Source organism: Rhodococcus (subgen. Prescottella) equi, from assembly GCF_003013675.1.
In the GTDB taxonomy this organism is placed as follows: Bacteria; Actinomycetota; Actinomycetes; order Mycobacteriales; family Mycobacteriaceae; genus Prescottella; species Prescottella equi.
Genome location: NZ_CP027793.1, coordinates 163,498 through 178,402, shown reverse-complemented (window position 1 = coordinate 178,402; position 14,905 = coordinate 163,498). Strand labels below are relative to the sequence as shown.

Sequence of the window (14,905 nt, the reverse complement as noted above, 5' to 3'; positions counted from 1 at the left end):
CGATTGGTGAGAATGGGCCGTGGCCCTCCGCACAGGAGCGCGGAGGGCCACAGCCTGATTCACCTCTCGAGTCAGAACCCGAAGCGGAATCCGCTCAGGCTGCCCAAGGATCCGAGGTCCAGCGACCCGGTGCCACCCGTGCCTCCACCGGACTGCACGACGTCGAGGGTCTGCGTCACCGACGTCGAACCCGCCACGCCCGTGCCACCCGAGTACACCGCATGGATCTGACGCGGCCCGCTCTGCGTGAACGTGTGCGTGAGCTCAGCAACCCCGTCGACCACCGGAACCGGAGCACCGATCTCGACACCACCGTCGAAGAACTGCACCGTTCCCGGCAACGATGGCGCACCGATCACCTGCGCCTTCAACACGTACGGCGCACCGGCCGTCGGCGACTGCGTCGACACGATCACCACCGACGACACCGCATCCGACGGGTTCGGAGCCGACACCACCACCGGACGATCGACCGATGCCGACCCCACGAACCCGGCATCGGCGGTGTACACCGCCGAGACCTGGCGTGTGCCCACCACGGTGAAGATGTGGTCGACCGAGGCGGAACCGTTCACCAGAACCACCGGTGACCCGATCGGGCTGCCGTTCTCGCGGAACTGCACCGAACCCGTCGGCACCGCCGACCCCGATTGCGCCTGCACCGTCACTGACAACGTGGTCGGCGCACCCGTCGTCGCCGACCCCGGCACACCGACCAATGTCGACGTCGCGACATCGACCGGCGCCGGATCGCTCACGGTCACGGTCTGCGCCGACGCCGTCGAATTCGTGAACCCGGCAGCACCGGTGAACTCCGCCGTCACCGCATGGGTGTCGGCAGCATTGAATGTGTACGGCAGCGAGGCCGCACCACCGGACACGGTTTGCGGCGATCCGACAGGCACGCCGTCGATCTCGAACTGCACAGTGCCCTGCGCGTTCGACGGCGACACCGTCGCGGTCAGATCGACCGACGTACCCGTGACCGCAGTAGCCGGGGCCTGAACCGTAAGCGACGTCGTCACGTCCGGATCGGACACCGCCACCGACTGGGGAGCCGAAGTCGAACCTTCGAAACCGGTTGCGCCCGAGTACACGGCGGTCACCGCGAACGAGCCTGCGGCGTCGAACGTCCACGGCAGGCTCGCCGCACCGCCTGACACCGTCACCGGGGCACCGACGTCCACACCACCGATCTGGAACTGCACCGTGCCGGCGGACGGAATCGGGGCCACCGTCGCCTCCAACATCACCGCCGTGCCCGTCTGGGCGGCGCCCGGCACCGTCACCGTGGTCGTCGTCAGCTGATCCGGATCACTGACCACGACCGACGCCGGCGACGAGGCTGCTGCGTCCGTGAAGCCCGGACCAGCGGTGAACGACGCACCGACGCTGTGCGAGCCTGCATCGGTGAATGTATACGGCAGCGTGGCAACGTCGTTCACCACAGCAACGGGGGCACCGATCGGAGTACCGTCGTCGGTGAACTGAACCGTGCCCTGCGCACCGGACGGCGAGACAGTCGCCGCCAGATCCACCGGGGTTCCCGTGACCGCGGTCGCCGGAACGTCCAGTGTCAACGACGTCACCACGTCAGGAACGGATACCGTGACGGTCTGAGCAGCGGCCGACGCGTTCGTGAACCCACTCGCACCCGTGAAGTCGGCCGTCACCTCGAACGAACCGGCAGCATCGAACGTGTACGGCAGGCTCGCGGAGCCGCCGGACACCGCCTGCGGCGCACCCACCGGGTTGCCGTCGACCTTGAACTGCACATCGCCTTGCGCTGTCGGCGGAGTCACCGCAGCCGACAACGTGACGGGTTGCCCCGTCTCGGCTGTGCCCGGCACCGTCACCGAGAGCGTCGTCTCGATATCCGGGTCCACAACCGTCACGTTCTGCGCGGTCGCCGAAGAGTTCGTGAAACCCGCTGCAGCAGTGAAGTTCGCGGCAAGACTGTGCGTGCCCACGGATGTGAACGTATGCGGCAGTGTTGCAGAACCATTGGCCACCGGGACGGGAGATCCGATCGGAGCCCCGTTGTCGGTGAACTGCACCGAGCCCTGGGCATTCGCCGGGGTGACGGTCGCCGTCAGGTCTACCGACGAACCCGTTTCGGCCGACGCCGGCGCACTCAGCGACAACGAGGTCGCCACATCCGGGTTCGACAGGGCAACGGTCTGCACCGTCGACGTCGAATCGTCGAAGCCCCTACCCGCGGTGAACTGAGCGGTGATGGCGTGCGAGCCTGCTGTGTCGAAGGTGTGTGTCAGCGTCGCGACACCGTTCACCGGGGTGACCGGAGAGCCGATGTTCGAGGCGCCGTCCTTGAATTGCACCTGGCCGTCGGCGTTGACTGGATCCACAGTCGCCGTGAGGGTTACGGGTTCGCCCGTCGTCGCGGACCCCGGGGTCTGCACCGTCGTTGTCGTGGGGACCGGGTCGGCGACACGAACCCACGCGCCGGCGGGGTTGGTGCCCTGCCCGGTGGAGAACGAGTACACGTCGAAGAGGAAGCCGGCGTTGTAGTCGCCAGCAGCCTGCGTGTCGGGGATCTTGTAGGTGACAGCGAAGTCCACGTTGTCGAGGTAGCCCTTGTTGCCGAGGACCGGCACGGAATTGCAGCCGCCTCCGGAACAGGTCGCCTTGACGCCGGCGGTGCCCTCGTTGGTGACGGTCGACTGCTTGCTGACCGTGTTGGACTGGTATTGGAAGCCCGCGGGCGCGATCTGTCGGATCGTGGTGATGTACCGGCCTATTCCGCTGTTCTTCCAGATCTTGGCGGTGTAGGTCACGGTGTCGCCTGGGTAGACGACGTTGACCCCGACCTGGGTGCGGTCGACCGCCGCCCCGTTCACGGCGGACAAGCTCAGGTTCCACCTGAGATTGTCGGCCGTCTTGTCGCCCGACCAGGCGGGCGGCGGATCAGCCGCCATGGCAGTGCCGGAGCCGGCCACTATCAGGCCGACGGCGGCGACGCCCGCCACGAGCGGCGCCGCTAATCGGCGAAAGGTTGACACACGCACAGATCCTCCTCGGGTAGCCCGCCCCCCGACTCGGCGGTTTCGTGTCTGCACTCGCACGCCGTGACGTTAGTCGTTGCCGGAGCGTGTCGAACAGCGTTTCTGATCAATCGTCCAATTACTTTTCCGGCGGCCCGCAACCGTCGCGCAGACGGCGGGGAACGGCCACAAGCGGGGCCACGTCCGGATGGACGGAGCCCCGCTTGGGTCGCGAATTACTGCTTACCAGTGGGGATTACGAGCCGAACTGCAGGTTGCCGAGCAGGCCGCCCAGAATTCCGCTCAGGCTGCCCAAGCTGCCGCTCGAGCCGCCACCGGAGACCTGGATCGTCCGTGAACCCGAGGTCGAGTCCGCGACGCCCTGGCCGCCGCTGAACACCGCGTGGATGCTGTGGGCACCCGCCGTGGTGAAGGTGTGGTTCAGAACCGCGACGCCGTCGACAACCTGCACCGCGTCTCCGATCGGGGTGGCCCCGTCGAAGAACTGGACCGTGCCGTCGACCGGAGCATTACCGGCGCCGGTCACCTGAGCCGACAGCTGCACCGCCGCACCCTTGGCCGCGTTGGCCGGCACCGTCAGGACGGTGGCCGTCTCCACATCCGCCGGCGTCGGGACCGTAACCACGACCTGCTTGGCCGCGGCGGTGGAGCCCATGAATCCGGTTGCGCCGCTGAACGTCGCGGTGATGTCGTGCGTGCCGACGGTGGTGAAGGTGTGCGACAGCGTGGCGACACCGTCGATCACCGGTGCACTGCCGAGCGAGGTTGTGCCGTCGAAGAAATCGACGGTGCCGCCGCTCGGCACGACATCCGAGGTCGTGGAGTTGTACACGGTTGCGTACAGGTCCTCGGCCTCACCGGTCTTGGCGTTGCCCGGCACTACCAGCATCGTCGTGGTGGCGACATCGATCGGGGTCGGGTCCGAGACCGTGACGGTCTGCGCCGACGCCGTCGAGTTCGCGAACCCGGCACCGCCGGTGAACGCGGCCGTCACCGACTTCGTGCCGGCCGAAGCGAAGGCGTGCGACAGCGTCGCAGCGCCACCCGACACCGTCACCGGAGCACCCACGGGGGTACCGTCCACCGAGAACTGCACCGTGCCCTGAGCATTGGTTGGAGTCACCGTCGCGGTGAGATCCACATCGTCACCGGTCTCGGCGTTGGGCGGAACCTGCAGTCCCAGAGTGGTCTCCACATCCGACGGGGTCGGATCCGACACCGTGACCGTCTGCGCGGATGCGGTCGACGCCGCGAACCCGGTGGTACCCGAGTAGACAGCCGAAACGTCGTACGCACCAGAAGCATTGAACGTGTACGGCATGGTTGCGTGACCCGAGACGTCGACGTTCACCGGCGCACCGATGTCGGAGCCGGCCACCTTGAACTGCACCGTGCCACCGGTGGGGACCGGAGCCACCGCCGCCGACAGCGTCACCGAAGTTCCGGTCTCAGCGGTAGCGGGCGCCGACACCGTCGTCGTGGTCTCCGTGTCCGGCACGGCCGGGTCGGTCACCGTCACGGTCTGTGCCGAAGCCACCGAACCCGCAAATCCTGCGCCGCCGCTGAAGCTGGCGGTGATGCTGTGCGAGCCCATAGTCGTGAAGGCGTGCGACAGGGTCGCGACACCGTTCGACACCGTCACGGCGGCACCGATGTCGGCACCGTTGTCCTGGAACTGCACCGTGCCGGTCGCGCCGGCCGGAAGCACATTTGCCGTCAGATCGACGGCGGTGCCCGTCTCCGCGCTCTGCGGAACCGTCAGGGACGTCGTGGTGGCGACATCCGGATCCGTCACAGTGACGGTTTGCGTCTGCGCCGCAGTGGAGCCGGCGAATCCGGCGTCACCCGAGAACACGGCACCGATCGCCTGGGCACCGGCGGCCGTGAACGTGTGCTGCAGCGTTGCAACACCATTGGACACCGGCACCGGCGATCCGATGTCGACGCCGTTGGCGGTGAACTGAACCGTGCCGGTCGCGTTTGCGGGCGCCACGTTGGCCGTGAGGGTCACGGAGGCGCCCGTCGCGGCGTCAGCCGGAACCGACACCGACGTGGTGGTCTCCGTGTCCGGCACCACCGGATCGGTGACCGTCACGGTCTGCGCAACCGCGGTCGAACCTGCGAAGCCCGGTGCGCCCGTGAATTCGGCGGTGATGCTGTGCGAACCGGCCGCCGCGAACGGATGGGACAGCGTCGCCGCACCGGCCGCCACGGTCACCGGGGAACCGATGTTGTTCCCGTTGTCCTTGAACTGGACCGTGCCCTGAGCATTCGACGGGGTCACGTTGGCAGTCAGATCGACAGCCGCACCGGTCTCCGCGGTCTGCGGAACCGTCAGCCCCAGCGTGGTCTCGACGTCGACGGGAGTCGGATCGGAGACCGTCACCGTCGAGGCCGCCGACGTCGATCCGGCGAAGCTACCGGTGGCGGTGAACACCGCGGTGATCGAGTGTGAACCGGCCGAGGTGAAGGTGTGGTCCAGGCTGGCCACGCCGCCGGACACTGCCACCGGCGAACCGATGTCGGTGCCGTTGTCCTTGAACTGCACCGAGCCCGTCGCGTTGTTGGGCGCGACGTTCGCGGTCAGCGTGACCGACGTACCGGTCTCGGCCGTCGCCGGGGCAGTCAGCGTCGTGGTGGTCGACTCTTGCGCAGCAACGACATTGATGGTCGCAAGCGGACCGGCACCGGCATTGAGGGCTGCGTTCTCGGTGTCGCGAGGCACACATCGAGTGTTCGCCCACTGAGTGCCGAACAGCGACGCCTTCGGCAAGGTCGTGTTGAAGTTCTCGAAGGCGTTCCAATTTCCGGCCGTGCCAGCCGTACGAATCTTCGGCGTGATAGGCGTGCCGGCGACACCAGCAACGACTGTGACATCGACGGCAGGCAATTGGAACCAGCTGTCGCCGCTGCCGTTCGTCGTGCCGTCGAGGTTCTTCTTCAGCTTGGGTGCCCGGATGCCACCCTCACTGTTGGTGCTGGACGAAGGCCCGTTACCGACCGTCTGATTATTGCCGGACAGTCGCAGGATCTGACCAGTCGACGACGGGTTTCCTGAGTCGTCGACACGCAGCACGCCTGGGGCGACGTTGTCGAGGTTGATACCCGCGCCGACGACCGCGGCGCTGACGAAAGTCGCGTTGTCGGGAATCATGAAGTCGAACTTGATGCGCGAAATGTTCGTGGTCGTCGCGCCGGAGTCCGAGTTCGGGTAGGCAGCCGGGCCCGACTGGATCCGGTAGGTGAAGGTCTCGCCCGGCTCGACCTGCGTCGGTGCCGTCACGGACACGGACGTGTCCTGATACTTCGTGACCTGCGCCAGCGAGTTGTTCGCTCGGCACGACGTCTTGAAGTTGGTCACCGTAGTGACCGGAGTATTCGCCGCGGATGCGGTGGTGGGAGCGGCCACCAACATCACGCCGGCCACGAGCGCTGCGCCTGTGATGGGGGCGGCACAGCGCATAACTATTGGATTTTTCATGCACCACTTCCTTGTAAGAAGTTGCGGATGGGGGGAGGGAATCCGCATAGGTCGACACACCATAACGGCGCCGTTACATCCGCGTATCGCTTTTGCGAATCAAACGTCCAAATGTTGCTGACAGTTAGCTCCGTGCGAAGTCAGACTACCGACCAGTAACCTAGGCCGGCCCGTCGGCTCGGCCTGTGCCACCCGGAGCGCCGAGCTTCACGGCCTTCAACAGCACCTACTCTGATGGACACTAGTCCAGTACCATGTCCGAATCTGGGTTTACAGATCCACGCAGATCTTTCACCCCTCGATTAACCCCACCGCGCTCCAGTTAGCCGAAGTCCGGGGCTTCGTTGCCCGAGCGGCGGGCCGACGCCCGATCGGCTCAGCACGCAACACCCTCAGGACACGACTCGAACCGAAATTCTCATCGAAAACAATACGGTCCGAATTCCATTTCTGAATTGAATTCCAATATTCGCGCGAGTGCTCGGGGAAGCCGACCGGGTACCGTCCGGTAGGTGTCCACCGAACGTCAGCGCACCTATTCCTGGAACGACCCGGCCCCGATCGCGGAGGCCAACCGCAGCCTCAGCGGCCTCGAGTTCGTCCGCGGACTCGTCGACGGCACGGTCCCCCACCACCCGACGGCGTCGACTCTCGGGTTCCGCGTGACCGACGCCCGCGAGGGCTTCGTCGAGATCACGGCGGAACCGCAGGAGTGGCATTACAACGCCGTCGGCAGCGTGCACGGCGGCGTCATCGCCACGATGATCGACACCGCGATGGGGTTCTCCGTGTCGAGCACGCTACCGGCGGGTGTCGGCTACACCACCCTCGACATCACCGTCCGCTACATCCGCGGCATCAAGGGAGACGGCGGATCGATTCGGGTGCACGGTTTTTCGGAGCACACAGGTCGCACCACCGCGACCGCGCGCGCCGAGGTCCGCGACGACCGGGACCGACTGCTGGCGACGGCGTCGACCACCTGCCTGATCCTGCGCTGACTACCCGCGCCCTACAAGCTGAAGGGTCCCTTCATGCGCTGCGAGCGCATGAAGGGACCCTTCAGCTTGTAGGCGGAAAACTACGGCGCCGTCAGCACCTCACGCCCGACGAAGGGCACGAGTGCAGCCGGGACACGCACGGAACCGTCTGCCTGCTGGTGGTTTTCGAGGATCGCAACGAGCCAGCGGGTGGTGGCGAGGGTGCCGTTGAGGGTTGCCGCGGTCTGCGGCTTGCCGTTCTCGTCGCGGTACCGCACGCTCAGGCGGCGCGCCTGGTAGGTGGTGCAGTTCGACGTCGACGTCAGCTCGCGGTAGGCCTGCTGCGTGGGAACCCAAGCCTCGCAGTCGAACTTGCGGGCCGCGGACGATCCGAGGTCGCCACCGGCGACGTCGATGACGCGGTACGGAAGCCCCATCGCGTCGAGCATGTCGCGCTCCCACGCGAGCAGGCGCTGATGCTCGGCGTCGGCGTCCTCCGGCTTGCAGTAGGTGAACATCTCCACCTTGTCGAACTGGTGGACGCGGATGATGCCGCGCGTGTCCTTGCCGTAGCTGCCGGCCTCGCGGCGGAAGCACGACGACCAGCCCGCGTACCGCTTGGGGCCCTTCGACAGGTCGAGGATCTCGCCCGAGTGGTAGCCGGCGAGCGGGACCTCGGAGGTACCGACGAGGTACAGGTCGTCGTCGGCCAGGTGGTAGACCTCGTCCGAGTGCTGGCCGAGGAAGCCGGTGCCCTGCATGACCTCGGGGCGCACCAGCACCGGCGGGATCATCATGGTGAATCCGTTGGCCATCGCCTTCTGCGCCGCCAGCTGCAGCATGCCGAGCTGGAGCATCGCGCCGAAGCCGGTGAGGAAGTAGAACCGCGAGCCCGACACCTTGGCGCCGCGCTCCATGTCGATCAGCCCCAGCGACTCACCGAGCTCGAGGTGGTCCTTCGGCTCGAAGTCGAACGTCGGGATCTCGCCGACCGTCTCGAGGGTGATGAAGTCGTCCTCGCCGCCGGCCGGGGCGCCGTCCTGCACGATGTTGGAGATCGCGCGGTGCGCCTCGTCCAGCTTGGCCTGCGCCTCGTGCTGGGCGGCCTCGGCGTCCTTCACCTTCTGCGCCAGTTCCTTGGAGCCGGCGAGCAGTGCGGGACGCTCCTCGGGTGAGGCCTGCCCCACCTTCTTGCCGAACGCCTTCTGCTCGGCGCGCAGCGTGTCGCCGGCCAGGATCGCGGCGCGGCGGGATGCATCGGCCTCGAGCAGCGCGTCGACCAGACCGGGGTCTTCGCCGCGGGTGCGCTGCGAGGTGCGGACGGCGTCGGGGTTCTCGCGAAGGAACTTGAGGTCAATCACGACCACAAACCCTACTTGGTTACGCCGCGCTCATTCCGGCTGCTGCCCCAATATCCGCAGATAGTCCTCGCGTCCGAACATGCGTGCGGCGTCGAGCGCCGACGGCTGACCGGCCGCCGCGTCGGCTCCGGCGGCCACGAGGGCGGCCACCACGCCGTCCTCACCCTTGAAGACCGCGCCCGCCAGCGGCGTCTGCCCACGGTCGTTCGGTCGGTTGACGTCGGCACCGCGGTCGACGAGCGCACGCACCGTGTCGGCGTGCCCGTGGTACGCCGCGAGCATCACCAACGTGTCGCCGCTGCCGTTGGTGAGGTTCACCGGGACACCGGCGTCCACGTACTGCGCCAGCGTGGCCGCGTCGCCGGTGCGGGCCATGTCGAACAATCGACCCGCCAGCTCCTGCACGTCCGCGGGCTCCCCGCCGTCGCGCCGATCGGGAGATTCCTCACTCATGCCGCACGAACCTACGCCGAAACTTCGGCAACCGCGCCCGATGCGGGCATTATGTAGGCGATGTCCGACGAGCAACCGCAGCCGACTCCACACCCGGAGCGGGGCCGACACCTGTCCGCGCCCGTGACCAGGCGCGCTCTCGCGCTCGTCGCGATCGGTGCGGTCCTGGCCGCGATCGCCACGATCTTCCTGGCCGGCGGCTTCGACCGGGGCGAGAAGCTTCCCGCGCACACCAGCACGGTGGGGCCGCAGCCCACCGGCGCCGTCGCCGGTGACGCGTTCGGTTCGGCCACGACCGGTGACTGCCTCACATGGTCCGAGGCCGACGCGAGCGACCTCGAGCAGGTCGACTGCGCGCAACCGCACCAGTTCGAGGTGGCCACCGACATCGACCTCAGCCTGTACCCCGGCATCGAGTTCGGCCCCGGTGCCAAGTTCCCGGGCGTCCTGCGCTTCTCCGAACTGCGCGACGAGCAGTGCGCACCGGCCGTCAACACCTACTTGAACGGGCGTTTCGACCCGAAGGGCAAGTTCAGCGTCGGACTGATCAATCCCGGCGAGGCCGGCTGGTCGGCCGGCGAGCGGACCATCCGCTGCGGTCTGCAGTTCTCCGGCGTCACCGGCACGCTGCTGCCGTTCCAGGGCCTGGTCGAGCAGCAGGACCAGTCGAAGGTGTGGGAGACGGGTACCTGCGTCGGCATCAACCAGAACGTGCCGTCCGACCCCGTCGACTGCGCCCAGCCCCATGCCTTCGAGGTGGTCGGGGTGATCGACCTGGCCAGCCAGTTCCCCGGCGGCATGCCGTCGGTCGAGGACCAGGACCGGTTCCTCGAGAAGGCGTGCACCGACGCCAGTACCGGCTACCTCGGGTCGCCCGATGTGCTGCGCGACAAGACGCTCACCCTGTTCTGGGACAACCTGGACCTCGACAGTTGGCTCGTCGGCAGCCGCAAGATCAACTGCTCGATCGGCCAAGAGGTCGACGGCACCGGCTTCGCCACCATCGTCGGCAGCGCCAAGGGCGACATCCTGATCAACGGTCAGGCGCCGGTCCCGCCGCCCGCTGCCCCCGACGGACGTTCGGTGCCCACCCCGCTGCCCGGTGCGGCGCCGCTGCCGGCCCCCGGCGGCTGACATGACGGTGACCATGACGGCCGACCGCTTCGAGGAGCTGGTCTCCGAGGCGCTCGACCTCATCCCGCCGGAGTTGGCCCGCGCGATCGACAACGTCGTGGTGCTGGTGGAGCCGCGCAACGACGAGGAACCGACCCTGCTCGGGCTCTACCAGGGCATCGCGCTCACCGAGCGCGACAGCCACTACGGCGGCGCGCTGCCCGACACCATCACCATCTACCGCGACGCGATCCTCGACGTGTGCGAGACGGACGACGACGTCGTGCACGAGGTCATGGTGACGGTGATCCACGAGGTGGCGCACTACTTCGGCATCGACGAGGACCGCCTGCACGAGCTCGGCTGGGGCTGACCCCCGCCCAGGACGAGTTTTCGTCGGTTTCACATGGAACCGACCGGCCTCCTCCGGCGTCCAACCAATCGAGGAACAAGCCTGCCGCTGGTTCCGGTTGCCGCCGTCCCGAGCCGAGGAGACCACCGCCATGTCGGACCACGTGTATGTCGACCCCGACGTCCTCCTCGCAGCGGCCGGAGAAATCGAGGCGCTCGTCACGCGCCTGCAGACCTCGCTCGCCGTCCACTCCCCCGCGCTGAACGTCGCGCCGTCCGGCGCCGAGGAGGTGTCGGTACTGGCCGCCGGCTACTTCAACCGGCTGGCGGGCAGCTTCGGCGCCGCTACGAGCCGCGGGATCGAGGAACTGGCCGCAGCCGCCGCGATGCTCCGGGCACAGGCCGCCGCCTATCGCGAAGAGGACCGGACACTCGGCACCTCGCTCATCACCGGCATGTGACGCCGCACCCCACAGTCGATCTCGAGGAGAAACGCAGCATGACCATCGGTGTCACCGGCGTCGTCTGGATGCCGCGCGGGGCAACGGTCAACTCGACCACACTCTCGGCCGGGGCCGGCCCGGTGCCACTCGGCGCGGCGAGCCCGGCCTGGGCGGCGCTGTCGGCGAGCCTCGCCGACGCGGGCGCCACGCTCAACCGGGTGATGACGGAACTGCGCGCGGGTTGGGAGGGGGTGGCCGCCGACGCCGCGCTCGCCCGGCTCGCACCGTTCACCGCGTGGGTCGAACAGTCCGCCGCGCTCGCCGCGGAGACGTCGACCAAGGCGTCCACCCAGGCCGGGTCGTACACGACCGCGGCGATGACCATGCCGAGCCTGCCGGAGATCACTGCGGTGAAGGCCGCCAAGACCGCCGCGTACAGCACCGGTGGGGTGGTCAACGGTTCCGCGGCCGCCGCCGAGGCTGCCGATCGCGCGATGGACTTCCGGGCCGGCGTGGTGATGGAGGTGTACGAGGCGGCGTCGAGCATCGTCACGACACCGGAGACGTTCACCCAGCCACCGCCGCTCAGCAATGGTGCGACTGCCGGGCTCGACGCCGGCGACGCGGGCGAAGTGTCTCGGCGCCGGCTCGAGGACGATTTCCGCACCGACCCGGTCGGCACGGTCGCGGCGGTCGCGACCGCGTTCGCGCAGAGCCCGGGCGCGGCGACGGCGGCCTCGCAGATCGGCTCCGCCGCCGGTGCCGTCTCCTCCGCCACGTCGGCGGCCGCCAACATCGGTGGTGCGGTCCTCGGCGGGTTCAGCGGGGGCGCACCCGCGCTGTCGGGCACCGGCCCGGCCGGCACCACCGGGGACGTGCGTCCGGCCGGATCCCGATCCGGCGCTGCCGGTGCGTCCGGCCCGTTCGGTCCCGCGGCATCCCGGGCCGCGGGGGTCGGCAGCGGAGCAGGTGCCGCCCTGCCCGAAGGGTGGACGCAGGCCGGGCAGCTCGACGGCTCGGGTGCCCGCGGCGGCACCGGCCACGGCGGGGCGGCCGCGGGGCCGGGATCCGTCGCGCCCTCCGACACGGTCCGCACGGACGCCGCAGCTACCACCGCCCGGAACCAGGCCGCCGCGGGTGCCCCGGCGATGGCGCCGCGCGGAGCGGCCGACGCCGACGACCCCGCCCACAACACTCCGGACTACCTGCGGAGCTTCGAGCACTTCACCGACGGCCGCACGGTGATCCCGTCGGTGATCGGCGCCGACGCGGACGAGGACGGGCGGTGATCGACTTGGGCATCGACCCCGTGGGCACCGTGCTGCCGTCGGCGGCACTCACCGTCGACGAACTCGATCTGCTGGTCCATCTGCTGGACGTCGACGTGCTGCCTGTGGTGCTCGATGCCGGCTCGCGCTTCGACTCGGTGCCCGCACGCGACGCCGCGTTCGACCGCGCGCACGCCACGCTCACCACGGCCGGACTGCTCGACGGAGGGTCCGTGCACCCGGACCTGGCGCGGTGGCTGCGGGTCCTGGCCCGGCCTCGCGGGGAGATCGCGGCCCGCCGGTTCGCCGCCGGCACCATCGCGCGGCTGTGCCTGGCCTTCGACGACGACGGCGCCGTGCTGGCGCTGCGCAGCGGCGACTCGCTCACCCTGCAGCACGTGCAGCACGACCTCGCCGGGCCGGTCGCACAGGCCCTCGGCACCGCCGATGCCCTCGCCTTCGGTGTGGTCAATCGGCCCACGGAGGTGCTCGGCGCGGCCTTGGACCGTCTCGCCGACCCCGATCGGGCCGCCGCGGAACTGGCCGGAATCGGGGTGCCCGCCGCGGACGCCGCGATGATCGGACCGGCGTTGGCCGGGTGCCCCGTCTTCACGGAGATCGTCGGCATCGTCCACGAGGACGGGCGCCCCGACCTGATGCACGGGCCGGTCACGGTATTCGACACCGCGGCCGGGCGGATCGTCGGCACCACCAGCATCGCCGCCGACGGGAGCCGCTGGACGTCGCTGAGCCCCGGCCACCCCGGACGGCTGCGTCAGGCCCTGGTCGGCCTGCTCGACGAACTCGTCTGAGCCGTCAGCCCATCGGGTCGTCGGTGGCCGCGGCCGCCTCGGGCTCGAACCACGGCCGCTGCGGGGTGGCATCGAACGGCGGATCGTAGGTGCCCCAGCGGACGCACTGCCAGCCGATGTCCGTCGGCACCAACTCCACGGACGACGTGTTCTCGAGGTGCCGGTCCGCCGCGAAAGCGCCCGGCACACCCGACAGATAGGCGGCGACGAGCCGGATCGCGGCGCCGTGACTGACCACCACGACGTCGCCACCGGCCCCGCCGTCGAGGTACTCGCCACGCAACTCGTCGATCACGGGGACATAGCGTTCGACGACGTCGTAGCCCGACTCTCCACCCGGGATGCGCGCCGACAGATCGCCGGTGTGCCACGTGTGGAACACCTTCGCGAACATTCGGTGCGATTCGAGGTCGGAGCGGTCCTCGAGCTCGCCGGCCTGCGCCTCGTGCAGCCCCTCGCGCACCTGCAGCGTGATGCCCGACTCGGTCTCCACGAATCCCGCGGTCTCCCGCGCGCGCAGCGCCTGCGACGACACCAGCGCCGTCGGCGGGCGCAGCGCCAGCCGCGAGCCCAGCGACTGCGCCTGCGTCCGCCCCAGGTCCGTCAACCGCGCCCCGGGCAGCCGGGTGTCGAGCCGACGCTCGACGTTGGCCTCCGTCTGACCGTGCCGGACCAGGATCAGCCGCCCGCTCATGCGCCGGCCTCCCCGCGGCGCAGCCGCTCGAGCCAGGCGGTGTCGTCGGCATCCGGCATCGGTGCGCCGCCTCCGGGCACCGCCGAGGGCCACGACCCGAGGAACCGGACGTCGCTGAAGCGGTGCAGCGCCTTGAGCGCCTCCGCGACAAGGCCGTCGTCGATGTGCCCGACGCAGTCCAGGTGGAACAGGTAGGTCCCGAATTCCTTACGGGTGGGCCGGGATTCGATCCGAGTGAGGTCGATGCCGCGGGTGGCGAACTCGGTCATCGCGCGGACCAGCGAACCCGGCACGTTGTCGAGGTGCAGCACCACGCTGGTGCGGTCGTTGCCGGTGCGTGCCGGCGCCGGGCCGGGCTCGGTGACGAGCACGAACCTCGTGCGCGCCCCCTCGTAGTCGGCGACACCGGACGCCAGCGCCGTCAGCCCCAGCCGTTCGCCCGCCAGCGCGGTGGACACCCCCGCGTCGGCGACACCGGCCGCGACGTCCTCGGCCGCGCCGGCATTCGATGCCGCCGGTTCGACCACCGCGTTCGGCAGGTTCCGGTCCAGCCAGCCCTGCACCTGGACGGTCGCAACCGGGTACGCGCGCACGGTCCGGACGTCGTCGAGCGTGGTGCCGGGGCGTCCGACGATCGTGAAGGCGACGTCGAGTTCGGTCTCGGCCATGATCTGCAGCCGGTCGCCGAGCGCGAGCGCGTCCATCGTCGGCCGGATCGATCCCTCGACGGAACTCTCTATCGGGACGACGGCGCCGGCGACCTCGCCGCGGCGCACCATCTCCAGCGCCGCGGGCTGGCTGACGGCGGCGATCCGTTCGACCTCTCCGTCGAACGTTCCGGCAGCCTCGAGCTGGGCGAGGGCCATCTCGGTGAAGGTTCCGGTGGGTCCGAAGTACGCGATACGTGGCACGCCTACGAGATTACG

12 protein-coding genes are annotated in these 14,905 nt (G+C 69.1%); 6 read left to right on the top strand and 6 right to left on the bottom strand.

Translation table 11 applies throughout. The features are described from left to right. Positions 1-71 precede the first annotated feature (71 nt). A complete protein-coding gene (locus C7H75_RS00840; protein ID WP_233281838.1) occupies positions 72-3,020 on the bottom strand; it encodes a beta strand repeat-containing protein in 2,949 nt (982 codons plus the stop codon). Positions 3,021-3,258: 238 nt separating this feature from the next. Beyond that, on the bottom strand, positions 3,259-6,384 hold the full coding sequence (locus C7H75_RS00835) for a beta strand repeat-containing protein (protein ID WP_233281837.1): 3,126 nt from the start codon (positions 6,382-6,384) through the stop codon (positions 3,259-3,261). A gap of 632 nt (positions 6,385-7,016) precedes the next feature. Between C7H75_RS00835 and C7H75_RS00830 the strand changes: the two genes are divergently transcribed. Continuing rightward, a complete protein-coding gene (locus C7H75_RS00830) occupies positions 7,017-7,505 on the top strand; it encodes a PaaI family thioesterase (RefSeq protein WP_005516350.1) in 489 nt (162 codons plus the stop codon). An 80-nt stretch (positions 7,506-7,585) separates the two neighbouring features. On the opposite strand, the gene serS is transcribed toward C7H75_RS00830, so the two are convergent. Together serS and C7H75_RS00820 are read right to left on the bottom strand one after the other, a co-directional pair. Continuing rightward, positions 7,586-8,845, bottom strand: coding sequence for a serine--tRNA ligase (gene serS, locus C7H75_RS00825; protein ID WP_037085833.1), 1,260 nt, complete (start codon positions 8,843-8,845; stop codon positions 7,586-7,588). A 30-nt stretch (positions 8,846-8,875) separates the two neighbouring features. Then, the gene (locus C7H75_RS00820) at positions 8,876-9,298 is read right to left on the bottom strand and encodes an ankyrin repeat domain-containing protein (protein ID WP_013414496.1); all 423 of its coding nucleotides are present in this window, start codon (positions 9,296-9,298) and stop codon (positions 8,876-8,878) included. Positions 9,299-9,358: 60 nt separating this feature from the next. On the opposite strand from C7H75_RS00820, the gene C7H75_RS00815 reads away from it, so the two are divergent. From C7H75_RS00815 to C7H75_RS00795, 5 genes are all read left to right on the top strand, one after another. Next, positions 9,359-10,432, top strand: coding sequence for a septum formation family protein (locus C7H75_RS00815; protein ID WP_005516357.1), 1,074 nt, complete (start codon positions 9,359-9,361; stop codon positions 10,430-10,432). Position 10,433: 1 nt separating this feature from the next. Beyond that, complete coding sequence (locus C7H75_RS00810; RefSeq protein ID WP_013414495.1) at positions 10,434-10,784, top strand: metallopeptidase family protein; 351 nt, start codon at positions 10,434-10,436, stop codon at positions 10,782-10,784. 130 nt (positions 10,785-10,914) lie between these two features. After that, positions 10,915-11,223 (top strand): PE family protein, encoded by a 309-nt coding sequence (locus C7H75_RS00805; RefSeq protein WP_005516359.1) that lies wholly within the window; start codon positions 10,915-10,917, stop codon positions 11,221-11,223. A 38-nt stretch (positions 11,224-11,261) separates the two neighbouring features. After that, positions 11,262-12,494, top strand: a complete 1,233-nt coding sequence (locus C7H75_RS00800; protein WP_106851968.1) for a PPE domain-containing protein — start codon at positions 11,262-11,264, stop codon at positions 12,492-12,494. Further along, the gene (locus C7H75_RS00795; RefSeq protein ID WP_005516364.1) at positions 12,491-13,285 is read left to right on the top strand and encodes an ESX secretion-associated protein EspG; all 795 of its coding nucleotides are present in this window, start codon (positions 12,491-12,493) and stop codon (positions 13,283-13,285) included. The genes C7H75_RS00800 and C7H75_RS00795 overlap by 4 nt, the downstream gene beginning before the upstream one ends. Before the next feature lie 4 nt (positions 13,286-13,289). On the opposite strand, the gene C7H75_RS00790 is transcribed toward C7H75_RS00795, so the two are convergent. Beyond that, entirely contained in the window at positions 13,290-13,979 is a 690-nt protein-coding gene (locus tag C7H75_RS00790) for a histidine phosphatase family protein (RefSeq protein ID WP_013414492.1), read from the bottom strand. Then, entirely contained in the window at positions 13,976-14,890 is a 915-nt protein-coding gene (gene pheA / locus C7H75_RS00785; RefSeq protein ID WP_013414491.1) for a prephenate dehydratase, read from the bottom strand. The genes C7H75_RS00790 and pheA overlap by 4 nt, the downstream gene beginning before the upstream one ends. Between the last annotated feature and the right edge of the window lie 15 nt (positions 14,891-14,905).

Excerpts from the sequence above, each read along its gene's own strand:
- C7H75_RS00800 (WP_106851968.1), top strand. The coding sequence starts at position 11,262 with ATGACCATCGGTGTCACCGGCGTCGTCTGGATGCCGCGCGGGGCAACG.
- C7H75_RS00810 (WP_013414495.1), top strand. The coding sequence starts at position 10,434 with ATGACGGTGACCATGACGGCCGACCGCTTCGAGGAGCTGGTCTCCGAG.
- C7H75_RS00815 (WP_005516357.1), top strand. The coding sequence starts at position 9,359 with ATGTCCGACGAGCAACCGCAGCCGACTCCACACCCGGAGCGGGGCCGA.
- C7H75_RS00805 (WP_005516359.1), top strand. The coding sequence starts at position 10,915 with ATGTCGGACCACGTGTATGTCGACCCCGACGTCCTCCTCGCAGCGGCC.
- C7H75_RS00820 (WP_013414496.1), bottom strand. The coding sequence starts at position 9,298 with ATGAGTGAGGAATCTCCCGATCGGCGCGACGGCGGGGAGCCCGCGGAC.
- C7H75_RS00790 (WP_013414492.1), bottom strand. The coding sequence starts at position 13,979 with ATGAGCGGGCGGCTGATCCTGGTCCGGCACGGTCAGACGGAGGCCAAC.